This is a genomic window from Cyclobacterium roseum, assembly GCF_010119225.1.
GTDB lineage: Bacteria > Bacteroidota > Bacteroidia > Cytophagales > Cyclobacteriaceae > Cyclobacterium > Cyclobacterium roseum.
On the sequence record NZ_WNKF01000013.1, the window covers coordinates 39005 to 65441 of the forward strand.

Below are 26437 nucleotides of genomic sequence, written 5' to 3' on the forward strand. Positions count from 1 at the left end.
CAACTTAAGTTCGATAATTAAAATGGTATTATCAATTGGGCATGCCGTTACTTTCCAAAGCGATTGGTTATGAGTATCATTCTAAAAGTAATTTTGGGGATCATGACGGGAACGTTTGGGTTCTATTTTATTACTGACGTTTTTAGAAATAGAAAGATGTTTTCCGGCAAACCATGGTCAGGTCTTTTAGGAACCGGATTTATCACCAATTTTTTCGACACCCTGGGGATCGGAAGTTTTGCACAGCAGACCGCTATTTTTAAGTTTTTTAAGCTTGTTGATGACCGCCTGATTCCTGGTACAATGAATGTTGGAAATACAATTCCCACTGTAACGCAGGCTTTTATATTCATGACGGTAGTTCAGGTGGACCCCGTTACCCTGGTCAGCATGTCAACAGCTGCACCCCTGGGTGCATTGCTTGGTGCCGATATTGTGTCCCGGATGTCACGCCGCAGGATTCAGATGGGACTTGGTTTTGGCCTGCTGGCTGTGGCCCTGATTATGATAGCCAGCTTTTTGGATTTGATGCCTGTTGGCGGCGAGGCCATAGGACTGACAGGTTGGAAACTAGCTGTTATTGTTGGTATGAGCTTTATTTTTGGTGCCTTGCAAACTGTCGGAGTCGGGTTTTATGCTCCCTGTATGGCAATGGTCTATGCGCTAGGGATGCATCCGCTCACTGCCTTTCCAATTATGATGACCGCAACTGCCATGTTAATGGCGGCTGGTGGGGCACAGTTTGTTAAAAAAGGAGCCTATGACAGGAAAGTTTCATTATCGCTATCGATTGCCGGGATTATAGGCGTGTTTCTGGCCGCTTTTGTTGTTAAATCGTTACCACTGTTAATGCTCAAATGGGTGGTCTTGTGTATCGTTCTTTATACATCGGTATGGATGTTTCTTTCGGCCATCCGAAAAGAAGGGGAGTCGAAAGTCGAAGTAATTTAATAGGAAAAACCCATTACCCCGTGTTTTAGGTTGTTCCATGGAAAAAACAGCTACTTCTGAGCGGTTAGCTGCCATGTGGGTTAAGAAAAAGCCTGAGAGTCATCGACCATTTTTACGAGTTGCATTCGACTACTTTTTAGAAAATCGGGACAATTTCATTCCTATCGGTATTTTTAAAAGCGTCCTTTGTCAATATACAACACATTTTGGTTAAAATAGTGGATGCCTTGCCTGGAACATCTTAATACATTTAAACAAAAAGATTTTTATCCAAATTGCTATTAGCCTACTGGCGAAAGCGCCTTTAGTTAATTAACTGACTGGTGTGGGATAAGGCACCCTGGAAAAATGACCATTACTATAGCCTATGCGTTATATTACATTGTTAATACCTATTATGATCTTGTCTTTACCAGGCAATCACATTTTTGCTTATGAATTTAATAGGGGAAATTCAACCCACTATTCTCCATCCACATTTCAATTAAATTCAAATGAATCACTGGTTGGTAATAAACCATTTCAAGCCAAGCCAATCTCAATCGAAGTGCCAACTAGAAAAACTCCCCCCAACATCATCCTTATCTTTTGCGACGACCTGGGCTATGGGGACTTATCTGCCTATGGCTCGGTCTGGAATCAAACTCCGGAAATAGACCAAATGATGACTGAAGGGCTGCGGTTTACCAACTTTTATGCCGGAGCACCCGTTTGCACCCCATCACGCGCCGCATTGATGACGGGTTCCCTGGCAAGAAGGGTTGATCTAGACCTGGACGCAGAAAACCGTTGGGTGCTTTTTCCCAATGCCTCAAAGGGTATTAATCCTACCGAAAAAATATTACCTGAGATTTTGAAGGAAGCCGGATATGCCACTGCCATTGTAGGCAAATGGCATCTGGGGGACCAACCGCAATACCTTCCTACCAAACATGGATTTGATTTTTGGTATGGCCTGCCTTATTCCAATGACATGGCGATACGCGTAAATGATGAACCCATACTTCCTTTGATGAAAAATGAAGAAGTTGAAGAAAGAATCAAAGGAGGAGCGAAGAACAGAGAGCATCAGGCCACCTTAACTCAAAAATATACAGAAGCATCCCTTAAATGGATAGACGAACATAACGAGGGTCCTTTTTTTCTCTACCTTTCCCATACCATGCCTCATGTTCCCGTGGCAGCACGGGAGGCCTTTCATCAGCAAACGAACCACCCCAATACCGCATTTGGAGGAAGTATTGCTGAAGTGAGTTGGTCTACCGGGCAGCTATTGGAATACCTTAAAGAGAGGGGACTTTCGGATAATACCCTGGTGGTGGATCGCCCTGTTTTTCTGATCGAATAAAAATGGTACCATGAGTTGGAAAAAAGATTACGTATTACTGAAAAATGAAAGCATGAAAAAATTGACTTTAATCGTTTTGGTTTGGGTTGCCTTTTCTTGCACAGGGTCCGAGGAGTATGCCCTTGATTGCGGGTTATGCCCGGAAACAGGTGCCCAATGGCTGGAGTCGGACAGGCCCTTACCTGAAGCGGACTCTCTTTTTTATGGCCCGCGACCCGCACCCCTGTTCCGAAAGGAGTTTTCAGTGTCTTCCGAGATTGACAGCGCTATGCTTTACATTACGGCTGCCGGTTATTACAAAGCAACCATCAATGGCGATACACTGGGAAATAAGGTCCTGGATCCGGCATGGACGGATTATACCAAACGGGTTTATTATACCGAATACGATGTATCCAATCACCTCGAAGCAGGGGAAAATACCATAGGCGTGACCTTGGGAAATGGCTTTTACAACCCCCTCCCTTTGAGAAAGTGGGGGAGAAGAAACCCGCGGGTGGATTTAAATGTAGGCAAACCTACGTTTATTGCCAGGCTACGGGTGACCTACGCAGACGGTACTGTCTCCGAAATCGTAAGCAACGATACCTGGAAGCATAGCTTCGGACCGCTGATAAAAAACAGTGCCTACCTGGGGGTGGTCTACGATCAAACCAAGGAAATGGAAGGCTGGGATTTGCCCGGATTTAACGACGATGCCTGGAAACCGGCCATTCCCGGAACCGGTCCAGGGGGAGCTTTACAGAAAGCCTTTTTTCCGGCTGTTCAAGTGACACAGGAGATCAGTCCCGTAGCGGTGCATGCGGTAGAACCCGGAAAATTTATCGTAGACATGGGGGTGAATTTTACCGGCACCTATCGAATCAAGCTTTCAGGAAATGAAGGGGATACCCTTACGTTTAGATTTGGGGAGCGCATCTATGAAGATGGTAGCTTGAATCCCATGACCACGGTGGTGGGGCAAATCAAGAAAGAGGGGATTGGTGGTCCGGGAGCTCCAGCCATTGCCTGGCAAACGGATCGCTACATCATGGGTGATCAAGAGGCTTATTTTACGCCGGACTTTGTGTACCGTACCTATCGGTACATGGAAATTGAAGGACTCGAAGAGGCTCCCTTGCTTTCAGATATTCAGGGTTTGTTTATCCACTCCAACATTCCCGATAGAAGTAATTTTACCAGTTCCAATCCCCTGTTGAATGACATTCAAGATGCTGTCCATCGAACCTTTCGATCCAATCTGGTAAGTGTGCAGTCCGACTGTGCGGTGCGGGAAAAGTTTGGATATGGGGGAGATCTGAATGCGACCAGTGAGTCGTTTATCTATAATTTTGACATGCAGGATTTTTACCGAAAGACCATTTACGACTGGGTGGATGCGATGAATGATTCCACCTTTGTGGACACGGCTCCTTATGCAGGGATTAAGTATTGTGGGATTAGTTGGGAGTCTGCTTATTTAATCACCCAATATTACCTTTACCTTTATTATAATGATACCGCAATCGTTAGCGAACTTTACGATTTGAATAAACGGTGGATGGACAAAGCCGCACGCATTCATCCGGAGGGAATGGTAAACGAAGGGCTGGCGGACCACGAGTCATTGGAGCCAGCGCCCGTTCAGTTGACCGGTACCGGCCATTACCTACAATGTGCCAGGATTATGGAAACCTTTGCCGGTCTTATGGGCGATGAAGAAGGTGCTGCTGAGTATGCCCAACTGGCAGCCAACCTAACAGATATATTAAAGAAGAATTTTTGGGACAGAGCCGTTGCAGAGCCTATCAATAAGCAAACCCTTTTTTCAACCCTGCTTTTTCATGAAGTGATACCGGAGGAGGATCTTGATAGGGCAAAGGACTCCTTGTTGATGGCCGTCCAAAGGGGTCCTTCCGGGCAATTTAATACTGGCATTTTTGGGACTAAATACGTTCTGGAAATGCTTTCGGCTCATGCCTCCCCGGATGTGGTTTTTGATGTGGTCAATAGCACTGCATTTCCCGGTTGGGGCTTTATGATTGAAAATGGAGCCACCAGCATCTGGGAGACCTGGAAAGAAAGTGATAACACTTTTACCAATAGCCATCCCATGTTTGGAACGGTCACCGAGTGGTTTTACCGATGGCTGGGAGGAATCCGGCCTGATCCGAATCATCCGGGTTTTAGCGAATTCACGCTGGCGCCATCTACTCCGGAAGGGCTGGATCAGATCAGTTGCCACTACGAGGCTCCACAGGGTACCATTGTTTCCAATTGGCAACGAAAACCGGATCAATCAGTGGTGTTTGAAATAGAAATTCCACAGAAAAGTAAAGCAAATGTTACCCTGCCTTTACGTATCAATCAAGAAATCTCCCTGGAGAAAAACGGCAATCTTATGGAAGCCGGACAACTGGTAGGAATGGATACCGGAAAATTTACCTTGGAGTCGGGATCGTATCTCATTACCCTTTCGGGAGCGGGAAGTTAGGCGCTTCGTAGCTATCAATTGAATTAAATGTTCGATGATCAGCAGTTAAGATTTTGGTAATCAAGTATATAATAATAAAGGCGGATCTTGCTTAAGTAAGGTCCGCCTTTATTATTACAAGTGGTTTAGATAGTGGGTATGGATTGAGAATGGTTATTTGAGTGGTTAATATACCACACATTTTGGTTAAAATATTGGATGCTTTCTGCTGCACATCTTAATAAATTTAAAAATTGTTCATTTAACCAATTTGTTATGAAAACAATTTATACCGAATTAATTAACGTAAAAGATAAAAGGCTGGATAGAAAAATGGCCCCTTTTATTTTCAAAATGAGTGGTTATTTTTTCCTGCAGTTATTGCTGCTGCTGGTGATCGCAGGTGCCCCCGTATTAGCGGAAGGGAAATTTACCGCATCTAATAGCAGCGGTACCAATCCATATGGAGCGGATCCTGTTGAAATCCGCAACTCGGGAGAAGACCTGAACGGTCCGGTAGCAGAAATCCAGGTCTCCGGAACTGTTACTGATGACAATGGGGAGCCTTTGCCTGGAGCTTCTGTCACCGTCGCTGGGACTACCACGGGTACCGTCACGGATATTGACGGGAATTATACCCTGTCGGTAGAGGAGGGGGTCACCTTGGTTTTTTCCTTTATTGGCTTTGAGAGCCAGGAAGTAGCCGTTGGCAACCAGACGCAGATTGACATTACCCTGGAAGCGAATCTATCCTCGCTGAATGAAGTGGTGGTCGTCGGATATGGTACCAAAAAGAAAATCAACCTTACCGGCGCCGTTTCTACGGCTAGCGGGGAAGACATGGCCAATCGTCCGGTCACCAACGTACAGCAGGCCATGCAAGGGCTGGTCAGTAACCTGGTCATTCAGCCCAATACCGCTGGAGGCGAGCCAGGGGCGGATATGGCCATGACCATCCGGGGCTTAGCCTCGTTTGAAGGAAACACGGCTCCCTTTGTTTTGGTGGATGGGGTCCCGATGGGCATCAACGACATCGATCCCAACGATATTGAATCTGTTTCTGTGTTGAAGGATGCCGCTTCCACCTCTATTTACGGAGCTCGGGCAGCTTATGGGGTTATTCTGATTACTACGAAAAAGGGGAGTAAAGGGTCCCGAATTTCTTATTCTACAAATGCCGGGATTAGTTCGCCAACCATATGGCCAAAGTTACAGGGAGGAACAGATTGGGCACATGCCTTAAACGATGCCAGGACCAATTTTGGGGCCTCTCCGTTTTATCCGGAAGAAGCCATTCAGCGCCTGGAGCAAAATCTGGCCAATCCGGGTAGTGCCCCGGGCATGTTGCCCCTTGGATCGGGCGATAATTGGGACCTAATGAATACGGGTACCAGAGGCGTGGCCAATGATGGTATTAGAGATTTGATCATGAAGGACAATTCTTTCAGAGTGAAACACAACCTGTCTGTTTCAGGTGGAAACGATAATGTGAATTATTATTTATCCACTGGTTTCTATGAGGAAGATGGACTGTTGCGTTTCGGGGATGAATCATTTAGTCGATTTAATGTGGATGCTAAAATCGGTGCCAAGGTCACGGATTGGATGAACCTGGATCTATTTGTTAAATACAAATCCGAAAATGAGGATTTTCCCTGGAATCAGAACTTTGGACGCGCCTGGTACATGAACTGGATTGGCAAAATAAAATTTGGTACCCCAGCCAAGTATCCCGGGACCGATATTTGGACCCAGCAGACCCGCGTGGAGGAATGGAGAAAAGTGCGGCAAACGATCACGGATAACCAGATCGTCCTGTCCCCAAAAATAGAGTTAAAGCCGATAGAAGGTTGGGTGACCACTGTACAGCTGAATTACACGTCCACTCAGGTGGAAGACACCAGAACTGGTTTACAATTTCCATGGGTCAGGCCTGGTGATGGTCCTAATTTTTCTGGTGGCGATATTGATTTTATACCGCAAAACCGGGAATCTACGGAATATCACAATGAATTGAGAAGAAATACGTATCTCTCTCCAAATATTTATTCTTCTTACTCCAGGCTATTAGGAAAACACGATCTTCAATTGATGTTGGGATACCAGCAAGAGGAGTATACGTTCAGTAATTTAGGTGCAAGAAGCTTCTTCTTGCTGAGTGATGCCATTCCATCGATCAGTACCGCTGTGGGAGATCAACTGGTAAATGACGGGGTAGGGCACTGGTCTACCCGAAGCTTTTTTGGTAGGTTTAATTATATTTTTGACGAAAAGTACCTGCTTGAAGTAAACATGCGGACGGATGGGTCCTCCCGGTTTGAAGAAGCTGAGCGATGGGGTGTATTCCCATCGGTATCGGCCGGATGGATACTTTCGGAAGAGAACTTCTTATCATCGACTGATTTATTCGACCTGTTAAAATTAAGAGGTTCTTACGGAACCTTGGGAAATCAGGATGTGGCCAATTATCTATTCATTCCTACCATGCCGATTCGTCAAACCAATAACTGGTTATTTGGTGATCAGCGGGCCTGGACCGTTCGTGCCCCTAATCTGAATAGTGTGAATTTATCCTGGGAAACCGTATCTACCTTAGATCTGGGAATCGATGCTTCCTTACTCAACAACCGATTAGGCGTTTCTTTTGGTGTCTATGAAACCAGGACATCCGATCTGGTGGGACCGGGACAACCCCTTCCGGCCGTATTGGGATCCACCGTGCCAAAAAGGAACGAAGGAGAGATCAAAACACGTGGTTGGGAACTGGAGCTTTCCTGGAAAAATCAGGTTAACCCGGATTTCCGTTACGAAATCAGAGGCCAATTGGCCGATTACAGAAGCACCGTGGTGGATTATAACAATCCAAATGGATTGTTGAATACCTTTTACCCTGGACAGGATCTTAATGAGATCTGGGGATATCGGTACGACGGCCATTTTCAGACAGAGGCGGAAATTAACGAAGGGGTAGATCAGAGTTTTATCTATTCCGGCGTGTGGAGAACAGGTGATTTCAGGTATCAAGATTTGAACGGTGATGGTAAAATTGATATCGGAGATAATACCGTTGGTAATCCTGGAGACCTTGAAATCATAGGAAATACGACACCACGATATACCTATGGGCTGAATTTAAACGCCCAATACAAGAATTTTGATGTTTCGGTGTTTTTCCAGGGAGTAGCCAAAAGGGATTGGACATTTGGAAACAGTTCTGTATTTAGGGGACCCGCAGCAGGACCCATGCACAATAATGTCTTAGAGGGACATATGGATTACTGGCGTGACGAAACAAGTGTTTTAGGGGCAAATCCGGATGCTTATTTCCCAAGACCTTATGCGCAGTTCTTCGGCGAAAATGCGAAAAACTACGGCAGGCCGGTCGACCACCTAATTCAAAATGCGGCCTATTTAAGGCTTAAAAATCTGCAGATTGGCTATTCGCTTCCTAAAAAAATTGCCGAAAAAGTGTTATTGACCAATGCCAGGATTTTCGTATCGGGTGAGAATCTGTTAACCTTTACCGATTTGATGTTTTTTGATCCGGAGGCACTTGCAGGAAGATGGTATGGTGCTGGGGACGCTTATCCTTTGAGCACGACCATGTCTGCAGGTATAAACCTTAACTTCTAAAAAAAGACACCATGAAAAGAATATATTATATACTAATAATAGCATTAGCAGCGAGCACATTGCTGTATTCCTGCCAAGAAGATTTCCTGGAGAGATCACCACTCGATCAGATATCCGATCCGGAATTCTGGAATAGCCAATCCGATCTGGAGCTATTTCTTAACTCGTTTTATGACTCCTTTCAGGGATGGCCAGCGTCTGGTGGTGGAAAGGCACCCACCAAGGACGAGGGAACAGACTTTGCACTAGAAGGCCTCAATGCCTTTGGTGGCACGTTTACGCAACGTATGGATGGTGTATTAAACGTTCCGGGTTCTGGTGGCGGCTGGAATTGGGGAAATATTCGAAACATCAACTACTTCCTTGCCAACGTCGACCGCGTTCCCGAAGGGGGAGCGATGCGAGAGCATTATGTCGGGGAAGGACATTTCTTTCGGGCCTGGTTTTACTTTGACCTGTTTAAGGATTTTGGTGCCTTGCCGATCATTACGGTTCCCGTCACAGCAGAAGATGAAGATATCTTGTACGGTGCCCGAGCAAACCGAACGGAGGTGTTTGATTTTATTCTCAGTGACATCGATATGGCCATCTCCAAAATGGACCCAAGCAATCAGTTGGCAACGCCCGGAACTCGGTTGAGTAGAGACATTGCGTTGTTATTTAAAGCCAGAGCCGCCTTATTCGCCGGTAGCTGGGAAAAATACCACCAAGGAACCGTCTTTGCTGGACAAACGGATGGCAGTGGATACATCCAACAAGCGGCTGCCGCTGCGAAGCAGTTGATTGATGAGGGGAATTTTTCTCTGGTACAAGGAGACAGTAGCAGCGTCTATTTTGAGCTCTTTAATCAGGTAAACTATGCCGGCAATCCGGAAGTGATTTTTTACCAACATTTCGACAGAGCAATCGGCGACAGCTTTAGTAATCAATTGTGGAACTGGCCAAACGGTTACGGATATACCTACGATGCGTCAAAATTTTATTTGAGCAATGATGGCATGCCCATCGCTGTTAGCCCAAATTTTGTGGGAGATGAGACCTTAGAACTGATCGAACAGAATCGCGATCCACGGCTTGCGCAGACCTTTATGGTACCTGGGGATATCAGAAGAATACAAGGAACCGATACCCTTTATTATGATGCTCCGGATGTGGACAATAGTGGTACCGGTATCGAATCACAAAAGTTCCGGCACATCGTAGTAGACCCTTCCGTAGGGATTAACAATGGCAATGTCGATTATATTTTCATGCGGTATGCCGAAGCACTGTTGATTTATGCCGAAGCGAAAGCAGAACTGGGCACCCTGACACAGGGGGATGTTGACATGACCATTAATCAGCTCAGGGACAGGGTAGGAATGCCGCACCTTAACTTAAACGACATCACTCCCGATCCCAACTGGCCGGATTACGGTTATCCTTTGACCGACGTGTTACATGAAATCAGAAGAGAGCGCGTAGTCGAATTATTCGCAGAAGGATTTCGTTTTGACGATTTGATGCGCTGGAGAGCACATGAATATTGGATGGGAGAACGATTCGTAGGCATCTTTGCTACGCCCGAATTACAGGAAATATCTAATGTTCCGATCAATGCGGACGGATTCTTTGATCCGTTTCGGGATCGGTTAAGTGGCCCGGACGGGGGATATGGATTTGATCCCGAAAGAGATTACCTGATACCGCTCCCCACCAATGAGCTCACCTTAAATCCAAACCTGGACCAGAATCCGGGTTGGTAGTCGAAACCATTTTTGTGTAAGAAAGGAGCCTGAATTAGCAAAGCTACGTCCCTGCGAATAACCACTTCGCATGGGCGTAGCTTTGTATTTTATAGACAGTTTCATAAAAGACCACCCGATTTTGATTATTTAAACAACGATGAACTCGATTACCGTTTCGTCCACCGGGGATCAGGCATTTGTGGATCGGAACCGGAACTGGAGATTCGCTGGTTTATGAACAAGGATTTTCGAATGGCCACGCTCAGCGACTGGATTGCCCAGACTCCTGAGAAAGTGATCGATTTTACTCGTTACGACCTGGAGGCGAAAGAACCTGCTGACGCAAAACCAGGGCAGCCAATCCGCAACTGGAGCCTGATGAATCGCCTGAACCAAAAGGGTACCCGACCGCAGGATGTGCCCATGAAAATAGAAGCGCTTTATCCAGAAGAACAGGAAATGATCAAAAAGAGGTATCCGGTTTTGTTTGAGGAAGGGCATCCGCTGAGTATTAACTAAATGATAAATAGGATTCATGTCTTTTTATTTGGTTGATTCTTAACTTCTTGTCGGTTTATTGCGCCCCTATAGGGCTTGGATTGGTCATTATCGATTATTTTCACACAGGGCTTCACCCTGTGCTATGGTGTTTCGCCCTGTCAGGGCTGAGTTGGCGAAAGTGTAATTTGTGCTTAGCTTCATTGAATGTATTGATGGCGATGCGCTTCAAATATTGTTAAATTTTTCACTTTAGCACTGAAGAGGCGTGATACTTCTTCCTTTAATCGCTCGATTGAATGACTCAATTGGTCTGAGCCCTGCAGGGGCGGGATATTTTCTTCAGGTTATCAGGGAGCCTTTGCCAACCCTGAAAACTACACTAAGTACCTACAAAAATGCCCTTAGGCTTTCCTTTTCAAGCAGCAGACGGTGCCCAAAATGAGTGACGGCACCCTTTCTTTTGTGGAGAAGGTGATGGAATACGATCGGTATGACAGTCGGTTTTTTCCGCCAGGGAGTGCCTTTGAACTTAAACGAACTGCCAAAAAAGGTGAAATTTTCAGGTAAAAATGTTCTACGCCCCACCTCCGAACCGCAAGCTTGAATATAAGGAGCTGAATGGTAAAATAAACTTCTTTTAGCATCGAATGCCAGGTTAATAGAATTCTGAACCCATTGATGCTTTGGGAAATTTTTTTTGAGTATCACATTTAAGTCTTTATGAAAGTTACAGAAAATGCTTGAACTCAGCCTTCCCATTGCTAACATACCATATTTTTTGGCTAAGATGATTGAGGGTTAACCAGCGCAAACCCGTTAATTTTAAAGAATTATTGCAAATAGGCTCTGCTTCAAAACAACTAGTAAAATAGGTTTATATTGTTTTAATTTTCGTTTTGATCGAATAATAACAACTAATGTACCCATGAGAGGTTACCTGTCTGTCGGTTTTCCAACCGTCTGGCAGGTTTGCAGGCTATATATCCAATGAAAACAATAATAATCACATGATAAAATCTGCTTTCTTTCTAACGCTGCTGCTTTGCTTCACGGCAATTGAGGTAAATGCACAGCTAATCTTTGAAAAGGATGAATACGCAAGCCGAAGGCAGCAACTCATGGAAAGTATTCCTGATGGAATTGCCATCATCCGGGGTGCATCAGAACCTCTGGGCGATACGCCTTTTAGCCAATACAACAACATGATGTATTTTGCCGGGGTTGAAATTCCCGATGCCATTCTTATAGTGGATGGAGAAAGGCGGGAAAGCACATTATTTTTCACCATCGATGAGCGGCATGCCGATGGGGAAAATATATCCCTGGACCTGGTCAGGGAGCCTGTAAAAGTTACCGGAATTGAAAACTATTTTCCCTATGAAGATTTTTCTGAAGCGCTAAAAGACAGATTAAACAGCAGTACGGTAATTTATACGCCATTTAGCCCGGAGGAATTTATAGGCGAAAATTCCATGGAAAAATACCATAAATTCAGACGTTCCGTAACCGAAAATGAATGGGATGGCAGACTTACGCGGGAAATGCAATTCGTGGAGGTTCTAAACCAGCGCTTCCCTGACAATCAGGTTTTGAATTGTACGCCCTTTATCTGGGAACTGCGAAAGATCAAGTCGAAAGCTGAAATTGATGTACTTCGTAAGGCTGCCCAACTTTCCGTAGAAGCACACAAAGCGGTCATAAGAAATTCCAGGCCGGGTGTAGCAGAGGTAAAACTGGCTGCCCTTTTCCAGCAGGTTTGCATGTCCGGCGGGGCAAAAGGATTGGCATTCGGGACCATTATCATGTCGGATAAAAATCATGCCTACGGCCATTACATGCAATATGACCGCACATTGCAGGAAGAAGACTTTATCATCCTGGATGGAGGGGCCAATAAGGAGTACTATGCGTCAGACGTTTCAACCACCTTTCCGGCAAGTGGAAAATTCTCCGAAACTCAGCGGGAGATATACGAGCTGGGCCTTTTTGTAAGGGAAATATGCCAGAGCCTTTACCGGCCGGGGATTTCTCTGACAGAGATCGGTGCGGTCGTTAAAGGAGAGCTTGAAAAATTGGGATTTGACACCACCGAGCCCCGGTTCAAGTTATGGATTCGGGACGGCGGATTCAACCATAGTATTGGCATGGCCGTGCATGACCGAATGCTCGACTTCGACCGGGGAGAACCGTTGAAACCCGGTTTTGTCTTTGCCTGCGATATTATGGGACAAGCGGATGAGGTAACCGGTATCCGGATCGAAGACACCGTGGTGATCACCGAAGATGGCTTTGAAATCCTATCGGAAGGACTGCCACGGACGGTAGCTGAAATAGAGGCATTTATGAAAAATAATCAATAAGAAATCTAAATTAATTCAAAGAAACATGAAGTATCTTTTTGGTTTTCTAATGCTCTTATTGGCTCATTACGGACTGTTTGCCCAACAGATGGATATTTATCAAAGGCCGATTACCCTAGAACCGGACAGGGATTTTGATGCCTTACATTACCGCATAAAGCTGGATATCGATATGGAGAGGAAGCAATTGACGGGACAAAATACCGTTACCCTGACACCGCTCAGGAGTGATCTGAAAAGGGTCAGCCTGGATGCGGTATCACTAGATGTAAGCGATGTGCTCGACAGTAAGGGATTTCCGCTTTCGTATACTCAGGGAGAAGAGAAAGTCCATATTAACCTCTCCCGCACTTATTCCTACGCAGACACCCTGACTTTTACCATAAAGTACAATCTCTCCAAGCAGGTAGAAGGCCTGAAATTTATAGATGAAACGGAAACCAATCCCATGCAGGTTTCTTCCGATTGCTGGCCCAACAAAGCCCGGCAATGGATTCCCTGTTACGACTATCCCCACGACAAAGTGACTCAGGAGATGATCGTGACGGTTGATAATAATTATAAGGTATTGTCAAATGGTAAGCTACTGAGCATTACGGAAAATCAGGAAAATGGTAAACACACCTACCATTGGAAACAAAGCCTGCCGCACTCCACCTATCTCACAAACCTTAGCATTGCAGATTATACGGTCATAGAAGATTCTCTGGACGCATTGCCGGTAAATTATTGGGTCTATGAAAGACATGAGAAGGACGCAAAAAGATCCTTTGCCAAGACACCTTATATGATAGATTTTTTTACCCGGCTATATGGCTATCCCTATCCCTGGGAAAAATATGACCAGGTGGTCTCTGCGCATCAGGGTGGGGGAGCCGAAGCCACATCGGCAACCCTTCTTGGAGAAGGGGCTGTAACTACCAGCGAAGAAGAAATCGACTTTTCTTTTGAAGGGATTCTGGCCCATGAGGTTGCGCATCAGTGGTGGGGAGACCTGGTTACATGCAGAAGCTGGGAGCATAACTGGATCAACGAAAGTTTTGCTACCTATTCCGATTACTTGTATAAACGATTTGATTGGGGTGAAGATGAAGCGGCATATGACCTGCTGCGGAAAAAAAATGCCTACCTGCGTGAAGCGAATAACCGGTATATGCGACCCATTGTCTTTAACCGCTATGAAAACCCGGGACAGAATTTTGACAGCCATGCCTATCCCAAGGGAGCCAATGTCTTGCACATGCTTCGATTCGTTTTGGGTGATGATACGTTTTTCAGAGTTATTAGTCAGTTTCTGCATCAATTCGAATTTCAGGCAGTAAGCACCCAGGATTTTATGCGATGTGCGAAAGAGGTCAGTGGCCTGAACATGGATTTGTTTTTCCAACAATTTCTGTTTCATCCGGGACATGCCGTATTTGAGGTCAGCAAAAACTGGGATGAATCCACTAAGATCCTTGCGTTGGAAATAAAACAAACCCAGGATAAGTGGGAGAATGTGCCAATCTATACAATACCCGTTAATATTGGATTTTACCATACCGATGGAAAGCGGGTTGAAAAAATAGCATTGAAAGATCGTGTCGAGAAATTTGAATTTAAATTCGATACAGCCCCTTTGATGGTCCGTTTTGATGAAGGCAACCACCTGCTCAAAGAATGGACATTTAAAAAAACCGAGGAGGAACTTTTGTTTCAGGTGGAAAACGATGATGTACCCGGCAGATTATGGGCTATTGATCAACTTAAGGCCTTTAGCAGCTCTCCGAAAACGATTCAGAAGTGGACGGAGCTTGCCATGCGAGATAATTTCTGGGCCGTCAGAGAAGCTGCTATTCAGCACTTGTCTGAATTCCATGAAAGCAATAGTAAAGAAGTTTTCTTAGATGCTATCAGCGATAGCAACTCAAAAGTCAGGGCTGCATCTATAAAAGCCTTGGGGCAACTAAAAGACCCTTCCATGATAGGTGATTTCAGGCGTATTTACGAAACGGATGATAGTTTCCTGGTTAGGGCGGAGGCACTTATCGCCATCGGGAAAAATGGCAATGCATCACATCTGAGATTTCTCAATGAAGCCGCAAAAGTCAGGTCGCCCCGTAATACCTTAAAAAATGCTGCTGAGAAGTCGATTGAGCTCATTCGTAATTCAAAATAATAATCGTCTGAAATTTTCTAAAAACCGGGTATGATGAAGGCTACCCACAGAGGGATGCCCTCGAAGGTCGGGAGTATTCAGTAGAAACGAGTTATGGTCCTTGAAAAGCAAATTATAAACACATGAAATTTAAATTACTTATCCCGCAACGATCCCTAAAGGGCATGTTACTTATTCTTCCGATTTTTTCAATCGCGATAAGTACATTGGCTCAGGGACCAGCCGGTTATATGGAATGTAAAGCGGAACACGCTTTTGAGGAGCCAACCAATGTTGCTTTTGGCAGCGATGGGAATTACAAATACCTGTTTAATCAGGTAGGGCCGATTGTTTTTTCGCGGGGACAGTTTTTTGGAGGGCCGAGTTCGGCAAAAGTCGAAAAAGCATGGTATCAAACCATCAGTGAAATGGATGTGGAGACCCCTTCCGCTAATCTTAAACTGGCATTTTCAAAACTAAAGAATCATTTAACAGGGAAATCAGTACTTACACCAGAAGCGATTACCCTACAGGACTCCATTATTCAAGCCAATATTTCAGCGATTGGCATCAAAAAGGAAATCATCGAGCAGGCTTTTGATCTGGTGAGTACCTACGAGAATACCGCTGGCCCCCTATTTGATGTCCAAGGGGAAAAAATAATGTTACCACGGGAAGTACAGCCCGGTATGGAGATTCATTACGCACTTTTTTACATCATGGATGCCATTACCCGCAGCTACAGCGCTTCAAAGCTGGAAGAATTTCCGCAGGTATATCAAGGGGCCATGTTTAAGACGGCTGCCTATTTTCCGGGAGAAGTGAATCCACCAAAGGATCCGGATAATGTTTACCGGGTTAAGGTAAACGCATCACAGGCTCCAAACTGGGGGACGCCGATCTATTTTCACCAGGATGCCTATTCCCGACGTCCTACAGGAGCCTATGTTGCCCCTGGAACTATTGTAAAAATCAAAGTACCACCATCAGTTGTAAATAAGGGATATACCATCAGGGTGGGTACTCATTTTTGGGATTTAAAGTACCGGAACAGAATCGCCCGGCTCGACAGGGCAACCATCATCTATCCGGTAGTCAATGGAACCATCACGGTAGGTTCTCCCCTTGGCGGGAACATCTATTTTGAAGTTCCGGAGGGAAAAGAGGGGAGTATCGTTGAACTGGAAATTACCGGAGCCGTCCGTTCTCCCTATTTTTCGACCAGGGATTATAACAAAACAAGCCTCGAAGATTGGAAAGAAACCGAGCGCGACCATCCCGGAGCCTGGGCCGATTTTGAAACCGATAAATTTCTCATGCAGGTGCCCACAAGTTGGATCGATGATTTTGATGACCCGGAGACCATGCTGAATCGGTACGATACAGCGATGGATGCCGTTGCCGATCTCTTGGGCAAGCCATTGCCACAGGGGACCCACTTTATGTTTCGTCAGGTAGATGCGATCATGCGGGCAGGGGTTCATGCTCCGGGATATCCGGAGATCAACGTTAGGTATGACCCTACGGAAGAATCGGACGGAAAAGGAAATCATATCATGCTGCAGTCACCAGTAAAGCAGCCCTGGGTCATTTTCCACGAAATGGGCCACTCTCATGTTCCTTCCTTTTTTGTTGACGAAACGGAATCTATTGTTAACCTCTTGCATGTAGCCGTGGCAAATGACGGATTTGGTATGGAACTGGATTCGGCTTTCGGATCGTCGATAAGCAATCGGCTTGATGTAGATCTGGACGTGGCAGCTATCAATTTAATGGTAACGGAACCCTTCCGAAACAATCAACCCTTGAACAGGGACCGCATGTCTTACCAGCACCGGGGGCATGCCAAATATGTGGATGTGGTCCGCTTATTTGGATGGGATGCCCTGGGAAATATGTTTAAAAAAGTGAATGAGGATTTTAACCGGGGAATTGTCATTAAAAAGACGCACCATCCTACCGATGATCGGATTTTACGAATGTCCGTGGCCGCCAATGCAGACCTCCGCCCATTGCTTCATTTTTGGGGCAGGCCACCCGAAAACAATAAGGCATTGGCTGACAGCCTTGATGTGGCAGGATTATCTCCATCCAGGGAAATATTTGAGACGCTGGAGCATTATAAATCCATCCTTCCCAAAACACTATCCGAGGCCAGGGCCCATGCAAAGCTAATGTTTCCAAAAGAGGGCCATCCTTCACCGGATGGTCATGACCTGGAGCGGGACATGGGATTTATTTATACCAGTTGGAACGAAGAATTTGCAACGCAATCGATACAACAAATTGAATTAATCCAAACGCTTTATTTCCCGGAAGATTGGCTTGATGGTGAGTAAATCAGAAAAGGAGATTGGAAGTTATTACAGTTTCACGAGGAGTGGGTGCTTGATGGTGGTTGGGAGGATGTACTTGAAAATAATGCAGTCGAATTGTATAACCTATCGGAGGATATCGGTGAAACAACGACCCTTGCAGCTGTCCAGGTTGATAAACGGGATGAGTTGCTTGATGATCTTATAAAGTGGCAAGAGGAGATTGATGCGCCCATTCCCCGGGAAATCAATCCGGAATATGAAACAGAAGTAATGGTAAGCATTTTAACCTGAATAGGATTTTAAAAAGCCTTTAAACTAATTACATGAATTCGACCAAATTTACTAATAAAACCGTCATTCCGAGGCTAAACATTTAAAAAATGCAGAAATCGGGATGACGGTACATATTTTTAACTATCTAAAAAACAATATGTTAAAAAAAAAATAAAGAGTGACATCAAATCACCTCCCCCCAGCCCCCTCCTGTTTTCAGGAGGGGGAGACAGGGGGTGGTAAATATACGGCATCGGTAGGCTTTGAGGAGGGGTCTGCGGTGGAAGCCATGTAAAACGGGACTGCCCTACCATAGCTCCTACAAAAAAGGGTTCGCTGTGACGAATACAGCCGGTTTTAAGGACGGTCTTAAATCGATCGCGTTAATTTTAAATATTAAAATGAAAAACATTAATTACTTAGTTATTATCTCTTTTGTTTTTGTTTCACATAGTAGTTTCGGGCAGGAGATTTTCAAAGACAGTTTACAGAACGATGTAAATCAGGTTACTGAGAAACTATTAACGAAATATGGAGAAGAAAATTCAGAACGCATCGTTCGTGGTGTCAGGCACCTTTCTAATCTTTGGTTTGAAGAAAATGGGAATGGTGTTGAATTTCAGGAGTTTTGTCTGAAGCAGTTTATCCCTTCCGGTCCGGAGCTTGATAATGCATTGAACATTGCTGAACAACAATTTAGTGCCATCAATGGGTATCGGCGGGAACTTTCTTTGGCGCTCGATTACCCATTGGTGACAATGACGAGACCTATCACTGAGCTCGACAGATTATTCAGCGATTCAAAAATCACGATTGATTTTTTCAAAAGCAAACTTGCCCTCGCCATCGCCCTCAATTTCCCCTATTATACCAATGAAGAAAAGGAGGCATTAGGAGCAGGCTGGAGTCGGAAAAAGTGGGCAATGGTCAGATTGGGAGATAAATTTGATTTTAGGTCCGACCCGGATAAGGAGCCCGACCCCATGCCGATCCCCGATGAGCTTCGTGATTACACCACCCGCTATATTCTATCAATGGATCATGTGGTATCACCCGATCTTGAAGTTCTTTTTCCTGAAGGAACCCGGTTAAACAGTCACAATGGATTACGAGATGAAATCAAAGGGCTCTACTTCAGGGATAATCCACTGGAAAAGCAGCGAGTAATAAGTACCATAGTGATGCATATCATCTATCAAACCATACCGGAATGCATGGTAGGAGAAACGGCTTATTATTGGGAACCCATAGCCAATAAGGTGTATCTGAAAGAGGGAGAAAAGCTTGTCGAAACAGATTTTAAGGCTGAACCTGATAATAGATACAAAGTGTTGCATCACAACATGTTATCCAAGATGCAACAGGATTCAATCCATCCTGAAGGATCAACCTATTTGACCCGAACCTTTAAAAACAGTCAGCTGAGTGAAGAAAAAATTGTATCATTGTTGGAAACCGTTTTAAGCGCGACAGAAAAGAAAGCCGTAGCGTCGGTGATTGAAAAAAAGATTGGGAGAAAGTTAGAACCCTTCGATATATGGTATACGGGATTCAGCGACAATACGAATTATAAAATGGATGAACTGGATCAGTTGATCAAAGAAAAATATCCCACCCCAATGGCATTCCAGCAAGATATTCCCAACATCCTCAAAAGAATTGGTTTCCCGGATTTTGAAGCTGAATTTTTTGGCAATCACGTGGTTGTTGATCCCATTCCCTCCGGAGGACATGCCAATGCGCCACAAATGAAAGGTGCTAAAGCACATTTGCGTATCCGTTTTGAAAAGGATGGCCTGGATTACAAAAATTACAGGGTAGGGATGCATGAAATCGGCCATACCATTCAGCAGAATGTAGGCACCTACATGTCGGATTATTATTTACTGAAAGGCATCCCAAGCAGCCCGTATACAGAGGCGATGGCAGATCTTATTGCTTACCGAAACTTGATTGCCTTAGGAATAAATGAGGAATACAGTGCCCGGGAAAAGCAGGATAATGCATTGGCCGCATTTTGGTTTGTTTGTGAAATGGGATCAGAAGCGCTTCACGAGATCAGGGTTTGGCATTGGCTGTATGATCATCCGGATGCTACGGTTGAAGAGCTTAAGGCTGCAACCATTACGATTGCGAAGGATATCTGGAACCAGTATTTTGCAGAAATTTTTGGTGTTAGGGATGTCCCTATCTTAGCCATTTATAATCATTTCATTTCCGGGGCGCTCTATTTGCACAGTTATCCCATTGGAAATATTGTCGTCATGCAATTGGAGGAGCAGTTCGAGGGAAAGGATTTTGCGACAGAAATGATACGAACATGCAAAATCGGAAAACTTACTCCGGATCTGTGGATGATTGAAGCAACGGGAGAGCCTTTAAGTGCTAAACCACTACTGAGTGCCATGCGAAATGCGCTTGAAGTATATAAATAACTTTTGTGCAAGGCTTTACGGCATCTCCGGAATAATTGTAAAAAATTTAACCCCTAAATAAATACCCTATTATGTGTAGTAAAACCAGTAAATTTCGCCATCAAATAATCTTCCCTTTACTTTTTTTAATTGGGTGCGTCACTACTGTGCATGCCCAAAAGAATAAATTACCGGCCGACACTTCTCTTGTCTCTTCCAATGAAGTAACGGTTAACGGGAAAAGAATACCCTATCAAGTTACCGTAGGTACGCAGCCGGTATACGGTGAAGATGGAGAGCCTGATGCAGCGCTGTTTTATACCTATTACAAACGAAATGATGTCGATCAGGTCGAAAATCGACCCATTGCATTCTCATTCAATGGGGGGCCAGGAGCTGCATCGTTATGGATGCATTTGGGTTATACAAGTCCGAAACGGCTGGAAATAAGTGATGAGGGATATCCCATACAACCCTATGGTATCGTCGATAATCCCCATTCCATTATCGATGTGGCAGACATCGTATATGTTGATCCCGTTAATACGGGTTTTTCCCGCCTATTGAATGACGGCAAGCGGGAAGATTTTTTTGGGGTGTATCAAGACATTACCTACCTGGCTGACTGGATTGACAATTTCCTATCACGACAAGAACGTTGGAGATCCCCAAAGTATCTGATTGGGGAAAGTTATTCGGCAACACGTGTAGCGGGCTTATCTGATGAACTGCAAGACGACCATGGGATTTACCTTAACGGAGTAGTTATTGTTTCCGGGACTAAAATGGAACTACCTATCGCAAGTAATGAAGTACTACAGTTGCCTAACTACACTGCGGTAGCCTGGTATCATAAAAAGCTACCTGAAGATTTACAGAAAAAAAGTCTTACGGATGTTCTCTCAGAAGTTGAAGCGTATGCCATTGAGGAATATTTACCGGCAGTCGAACGAGGTGGATTTATTGGTGAAGATCAGAAACAAGCCGTTGCAGAGAAATTAGCCCGTTACACAGGTCTCAAAAAGGAACTCATATTGGACCACAATCTGACAGTCTCCAGAAATGCTTTCAGAAAAGAGTTACTAAGGGACGAAGGATATTTCCTGGGTCTTTCGGATGCACGGTATAAAGGTATCGATAAAATGGATGGGGGTGATACCTTTACCGGAACTGCACCGGAGTCAGCTGCCTGGGATAATGCCTTCACTCCTGCAATTAATACGTATCTTCGAGATGAGTTAAATTTTAAAACAGACCTGCAATACCATGTTTCCGGTGCTGTATTTCCCTGGCCCTGGGATAGATTTACGGATGGGACCGGAGAGAAATTGCGTAATGCCATGATGCAGAATCCCCATCTTCAAGTATTATTTCAAGCAGGATATTACGATATGTTGGTCAATTATTTTAGACAAATGAATGGCATGTGGAAGCTAGATCCAAGCGGTAAAATGAAAGACCGTTTGCATTTTAAAGTGTATGAAAGTGGTCACATGATGTATGTGAGGGAGGAAGATTTGGTAACGTCTACCAATGATCTCCGGGAGTTTATTCAACAATCAATTCCCTTGAAGGGTGAAGCGGCAACGTATTGATGTAGGCTTTCTGTCTCGGCCAACTTTTGCAACTAACTTAAAATTTTACCCATAGCTCGGCGAAACCAGACAGCATCCAGTTACGGTGTTTTGATAAAAAAGGGATTGGGTTTGTCAGCAAATTCTTCGCCAGTCACCTGTGCAGAAAGATAGTCAACCTTCTTGTCGATGGTTTTTCTAAACCGCTCAAAAGAAACAGGCTTTATCAGGTAATCATTCACATCCAGCGCAAACCCATTTACCACCTATTCCTCATACGCAATCAGAAAACAGCTCCTCCAAATTTAATACAAATCCCTCAACAGCTTTTGAAGACACCATGTCTCCATGGGTAAAAATCTTCGATGCATCATACCGTCCGTTGATTAAGGTATACACCAATAAAGTGCACTCATTCGGATGTATCACCCAATATTCCTTGACACCCGATTCTTCATATACCTCATATTTATGTTGCAGCTCCTTCTTGTTATTGCCTGGAGATAGGACTTCGACTACTAAATCCGGCGCACCTAGGCAACCGGCCTCGTCGATTTTGCGAGCATCACAAATCACGCAAATGTCCGGTTGCACTACTGTATCAATATCTTCGTTTCGTTTTGATTTTAGCGGAAGCCGGACATCAACCGGAGCAATGAATACCTCACACTTTTTACCTCTTAGATAATTAGAGAACTCCACAAAAACGTTCCCGGCAACCCGTTGGTGGATTACCCGAGGTGCAGCGGCTTGTCTGAATACCTTACCGCGAATCAACTCCACCATTTCATCTATCTGCCAGGTCAGGTAGTCAGCATAGGTGTATCTTCCATATTCGGAAAATGGCTCTTCAACTTTGTTGGGAGTATCATGATCATTCATCGTTTAAAAATGCGTAACTCATTTAGTTGTTGGTCAACCTCGCCGATAGGTTGTTTGGACATGGCTCCCTTGTATCGGCCCCAGTCTGTAGCATCCTTTTTACCAGCCTTTTCTTTCCTTATTCGAATCAATTTAAGCAATTCTAAATCCTGTAAAAGATGGATGGCCTTTTCGTTGATAATATCAATAGTGATCGATTTCATTTCTCAATTATTTAGTGACAAAAACCTGTATGGTTTTGTGATAACGCTGAGCTACGCTTCATTCTCCGAAAGTTATAAAAAGGAACGATAAGAAACCTGAAATAAAGGCTTTTAACAAAAATATGGTTTCTATTTATACGAAACAAATGCTAAAGGTGTTGTTTGCTAGCGCCTATTTGCTTGTCTTTTAACCAAGAAATACGATTCAAAAAAAGTTTGATACAGAGAAAAAATACACTCACTTGGGTGTAATTTGCAATTTCACCTTTCTATCGCCCTGATTTTATGTGTTTTCAATCCTGATCACGATTTAGGGTTTAAGAATATCGAGCATTGATTCACCCATAAATTTCCCAATCAGAAAATAAGATTCGGCATTTCTATTCCAGTGATAGGACTGATTGGCGGGTGAGTCTTCCGCTTTACGCCAGAAATCTCTTGTTTCCACCACTTTGACATTACCCATGAATTCCGGGAATTCTGCTACAGCCAATTGGGCCTCCATCAAGGATAAGGCCCTTGGATGGGTTTCATTCCAGCCTGACATTCCTGTCGTGGCAATGACAAACGGAAGTTTCGGCACACCAAGGTCTTTTCGTACATCTTTGATAAACTGGATCATATTCTCCTTGTAGGCATCATTAGCCTCTTGATTGATCCGGTCATTCCATCCCTGATGCCAGCCAAAGCCCATAATTTCATAGCCCTGACCTTCATAAGAAGGCACATAATCTTCCAAATGGCCTACAACTTCATTAACTGTTGATATCATCTGAACATAAAAGTATCCGGTATCTCCGGCAGCTAAAGGTGGTTTTGTATCCGTAAGGTCACCGGAAGGGAAAAAATCAACGGCAAGGCTTTTTCCACCCCAGGCGGTTTTTATAATCAAAACATCGCCATCGTAATGATCTCCTACAACATGGCCAAATTGTAATTCGGGGCCTATTGTATTTTCATTGGCACCATAGCCAACGGTCAATCCACCCGTACGAATTTTTTCCTGATGGTTAAAGTAAATAAATACATCATCCCGTATCTTCCAATCGCCTTTTTCATCTAACAGGTGCTGGTATTCTCCGTTTTCATCATTTCCAACCAGGTAGTTAAGATTTCCCCGATCTCCCTTTTCAACCTCCCCATGACCTACCATATTGGATTGTCCGGCAAGAATAAACACTTTCAGAGGGGCAGGGCCTTTTGGCGTAAATGACGTAAATAGCAAGATGGTAATTAGGACCCCTAAAAGGCCAATTCCTGGAGTATTTACCGATTTTTTTTCCATTATATTCAGAGGCTAAAATTAATTAAATACCTGTATTGTCAACTGATGGCTAACACATTCAGTTGCCGGATTAGGACATGTTTATCTGGTAGATTAAATTCCTGAAGTAGCTTTTTTAAAATTGTGACACAGCATATTGGTCTAAATGAAGTTTATTGTGGCCCTGCCGGTAAATGGTTAAGCAAATACCTCACCATATAAAGCCTCAAATGCAGTGAAGTGCCTTTTCCCTCACTCAGACCGTGGTTTCGGTTGGGATAGGCCATATAGTCAAATGGCTTACCCAACTCGATCAGGCGATCCACCAATCCTTCGGTAATTTCAAGGTGGGTGTTGGTTTCACCTGTTCCGTGAATGATCAGAAGATCCCCCTTTAATCCTTCTGCGAAGTTTATTGGTGCCGATTTGCGGTAGCCTTCAGGATTCACCTCAGGAGTTTTCATGTATATCTCCTGAAACCAGGCATTGTAAAGGTGTGGTTGTGGCTTAGGGGCAACAGCGATTCCCACATCATATACGTCCGGTTTACGAAACATGGCGTTTAGGGTATTTGACCCGCCGCCGCTCCATCCCCAGATCCCTACCCGGCTAAGGTCAACATAGGACCTGTTTCGCCCAAGCTCCTGTAATGCTGCTGCCTGCTCATCCGTTGACAGGGGACCTAAACTTCCGGCTACCGCCCGGCGCCATGCTGCTCCTTTTGGGGATGGGGTTCCCCGGTTGTCAAATGACACTACCAAATATCCCAGATCGGCGATAACACGGTGATATTCAGTCATGGCATGTCCCCAGGAATCCATTACAGTTTGCCCGTGAGGTTCTCCGTATACGTAAACAAACACAGGGTATTTTTCAGCCGAATCAAAATCGGAAGGCTTGATCATCCAGGCGTCCATAACCACCCCATTGCCTATATCAAGGCTAAAAAACTCTTTTGGCTGTGGGACCAGCAATTTGACTTTTTCATGGAGCTCAATGTTACCTTCAAGTACACGTTCCACTTTATGCTCCGGAAGACTGACAAGTTCAGTTACAGGAGGTGTATTTGCAGAAGAAAACGTGTGAAATGCCCAGTTCCCTTCAGGAGAGATCGTATAATTGTGCGTCCCCGGCTGATCTATTGGAGTTATCCTTTCCGCTTTTCCTTTTCCGTCAATCCGTACCCTGTATAAATACTTTTGGGTCCCATTGTCAGGAGAGGCATAATAGTAAAACCACCCTTTTTGCTCATCCATCCCTACCCTTCCGATGACATCATAATCTCCTGGTGTTAGTAATACCTCTTTCTTTTCATTACGAGATACCAAATACGCGTGTCTCCAACCATCCTTTTCAGTCAGGACAATAAAATTGCGGGTATCAGTAATCCAATCCACTCCTCCGTTAGTTCTATAACTTGCCACTACCCATGCCGGATCAGATTCTTCGTAAGTAGTGCTTATACTTCCATTATCAATGTCGGCAATCAAAAATTGTCTTTGGTCCCTGAATCGGCTTCTTTTTTCCACAAGAACCTCCTCCGAATTTCCTGCCCAGCTAACCTCTCCAATATAATATCCTTCTTTTGGTATGGGTATTGGCAACCATCGAATGGCTTTTCCTGAAGTGTCCACCACACCTACACGCAATACAGCGATATCTCCACCCACCCTAGCAAATCGCTGCTCTTTTATTTCCGGATAAGAAGGATCACCCGGAACCAAGGAAGTCCTTTTTCTCACCTTTTTCACATCGGATTGAACAAATGCGATATGCGTACCATCAGGACTCCAAACAGCCCTGCCGTTGGTAACCGTTTCCGAATGGGCATCAAACGTAAGTCGGGTAGTATTTTTAGTAATCAGGTTATACACATAAAGATCTCCCCGTTCGGCGTAGAGAATTTGCGTGCCATCCGGAGAAATACGGTTATTTGCTCCGGCCACAACTTTTTCATTGGTACCTGTTTTCCGATCCACCATCCAATAATCGGACCCGGTGAAATCGTTGTCCTTACCGGACATTTCTACTAAAATTTTGTCACCCTCCGAAGACAAAACATAGTTTTCAATGATAAAAGGGACTGAATAACCAAACCTGTCAAAATCCTCTGGGGAAATCAGCACCGTTCGGTTGCCCCCGGGCACATCATAATTTACCAGTGCCTGTGTATCCTCTCCCGGTAGATTTTCAAGTAGAAGGTATCCCGAATCATCAGGAAGCCATCTGCCATTAAATGATTTTGCTGAAAAAATATTTTGGTCATAAATTTCTTTCAATCTCTCTTTAGTGTGGTCAGGGACAACAATCTGGCAACAGCCGATGTTCGATAGGAAAGCAGCCTGAACCAGCAAAACCAATACAAGTAATAATGAGTTTTTTATCATTTCATTTAACTAT

Annotated in this window: 18 protein-coding genes; 13 read left to right on the top strand and 5 right to left on the bottom strand. The window is 44.4% G+C overall.

Annotation, left to right across the window (positions count from 1 at the left end; genetic code table 11):
- Nucleotides 1-69: 69 nt before the first annotated feature.
- The 13 genes from GJQ68_RS17060 (at nucleotide 70) to GJQ68_RS17115 (ending at nucleotide 21709) form a co-directional block, all read left to right on the top strand.
- Nucleotides 70-951, top strand: coding sequence for a sulfite exporter TauE/SafE family protein (locus GJQ68_RS17060; protein ID WP_162418511.1), 882 nt, complete (start codon nucleotides 70-72; stop codon nucleotides 949-951).
- Between the two features lie 547 nt (nucleotides 952-1498).
- On the top strand, nucleotides 1499-2299 hold the full coding sequence (locus GJQ68_RS17065) for a sulfatase-like hydrolase/transferase (RefSeq protein WP_162418512.1): 801 nt from the start codon (nucleotides 1499-1501) through the stop codon (nucleotides 2297-2299).
- 10 nt (nucleotides 2300-2309) lie between these two features.
- Nucleotides 2310-4772, top strand: a complete 2463-nt coding sequence (locus GJQ68_RS17070; RefSeq protein ID WP_235941671.1) for an alpha-L-rhamnosidase — start codon at nucleotides 2310-2312, stop codon at nucleotides 4770-4772.
- A 255-nt stretch (nucleotides 4773-5027) separates the two neighbouring features.
- Nucleotides 5028-8384 (top strand): SusC/RagA family TonB-linked outer membrane protein, encoded by a 3357-nt coding sequence (locus GJQ68_RS17075; protein WP_162418513.1) that lies wholly within the window; start codon nucleotides 5028-5030, stop codon nucleotides 8382-8384.
- An 11-nt stretch (nucleotides 8385-8395) separates the two neighbouring features.
- Nucleotides 8396-10129 (top strand): RagB/SusD family nutrient uptake outer membrane protein, encoded by a 1734-nt coding sequence (locus GJQ68_RS17080; protein WP_162418514.1) that lies wholly within the window; start codon nucleotides 8396-8398, stop codon nucleotides 10127-10129.
- Between the two features lie 216 nt (nucleotides 10130-10345).
- The gene (locus tag GJQ68_RS17085) at nucleotides 10346-10630 is read left to right on the top strand and encodes a DUF3864 domain-containing protein (RefSeq protein WP_235941678.1); all 285 of its coding nucleotides are present in this window, start codon (nucleotides 10346-10348) and stop codon (nucleotides 10628-10630) included.
- Nucleotides 10631-11050: 420 nt separating this feature from the next.
- Entirely contained in the window at nucleotides 11051-11179 is a 129-nt protein-coding gene (locus tag GJQ68_RS23550) for a hypothetical protein (RefSeq protein WP_262888120.1), read from the top strand.
- 440 nt (nucleotides 11180-11619) lie between these two features.
- Nucleotides 11620-12972 (top strand): M24 family metallopeptidase, encoded by a 1353-nt coding sequence (locus GJQ68_RS17090; protein WP_162418515.1) that lies wholly within the window; start codon nucleotides 11620-11622, stop codon nucleotides 12970-12972.
- Nucleotides 12973-12997: 25 nt separating this feature from the next.
- Nucleotides 12998-15130 (top strand): M1 family metallopeptidase, encoded by a 2133-nt coding sequence (locus GJQ68_RS17095; protein WP_235941679.1) that lies wholly within the window; start codon nucleotides 12998-13000, stop codon nucleotides 15128-15130.
- Between the two features lie 122 nt (nucleotides 15131-15252).
- Entirely contained in the window at nucleotides 15253-17448 is a 2196-nt protein-coding gene (locus tag GJQ68_RS17100) for a M60 family metallopeptidase (protein ID WP_162418516.1), read from the top strand.
- A gap of 93 nt (nucleotides 17449-17541) precedes the next feature.
- A complete protein-coding gene (locus GJQ68_RS17105; RefSeq protein ID WP_162418517.1) occupies nucleotides 17542-17718 on the top strand; it encodes a hypothetical protein in 177 nt (58 codons plus the stop codon).
- A 383-nt stretch (nucleotides 17719-18101) separates the two neighbouring features.
- A complete protein-coding gene (locus tag GJQ68_RS17110) occupies nucleotides 18102-20135 on the top strand; it encodes a carboxypeptidase M32 (RefSeq protein WP_162418518.1) in 2034 nt (677 codons plus the stop codon).
- Nucleotides 20136-20281: 146 nt separating this feature from the next.
- Nucleotides 20282-21709: a S10 family peptidase gene (locus GJQ68_RS17115; RefSeq protein ID WP_235941681.1), complete on the top strand. Its 1428-nt coding sequence runs from the start codon at nucleotides 20282-20284 to the stop codon at nucleotides 21707-21709.
- A gap of 80 nt (nucleotides 21710-21789) precedes the next feature.
- On the opposite strand, the gene GJQ68_RS17120 is transcribed toward GJQ68_RS17115, so the two are convergent.
- The 5 genes from GJQ68_RS17120 to GJQ68_RS17140 form a co-directional block, all read right to left on the bottom strand.
- Nucleotides 21790-21954: a response regulator gene (locus GJQ68_RS17120; RefSeq protein WP_162418520.1), complete on the bottom strand. Its 165-nt coding sequence runs from the start codon at nucleotides 21952-21954 to the stop codon at nucleotides 21790-21792.
- A 7-nt stretch (nucleotides 21955-21961) separates the two neighbouring features.
- On the bottom strand, nucleotides 21962-22570 hold the full coding sequence (locus tag GJQ68_RS17125; RefSeq protein WP_162418521.1) for a Uma2 family endonuclease: 609 nt from the start codon (nucleotides 22568-22570) through the stop codon (nucleotides 21962-21964).
- Nucleotides 22567-22773 carry a hypothetical protein gene (locus tag GJQ68_RS17130; RefSeq protein WP_162418522.1) on the bottom strand — a complete coding sequence of 69 codons (207 nt, stop codon included), beginning with the start codon at nucleotides 22771-22773 and terminating at the stop codon, nucleotides 22567-22569. The genes GJQ68_RS17125 and GJQ68_RS17130 overlap by 4 nt, the downstream gene beginning before the upstream one ends.
- 310 nt (nucleotides 22774-23083) lie before the next feature.
- On the bottom strand, nucleotides 23084-24058 hold the full coding sequence (locus GJQ68_RS17135; protein ID WP_162418523.1) for a sialate O-acetylesterase: 975 nt from the start codon (nucleotides 24056-24058) through the stop codon (nucleotides 23084-23086).
- Nucleotides 24059-24210: 152 nt separating this feature from the next.
- Nucleotides 24211-26424, bottom strand: a complete 2214-nt coding sequence (locus GJQ68_RS17140; protein ID WP_162418524.1) for a S9 family peptidase — start codon at nucleotides 26422-26424, stop codon at nucleotides 24211-24213.
- Nucleotides 26425-26437: the final 13 nt, after the last annotated feature.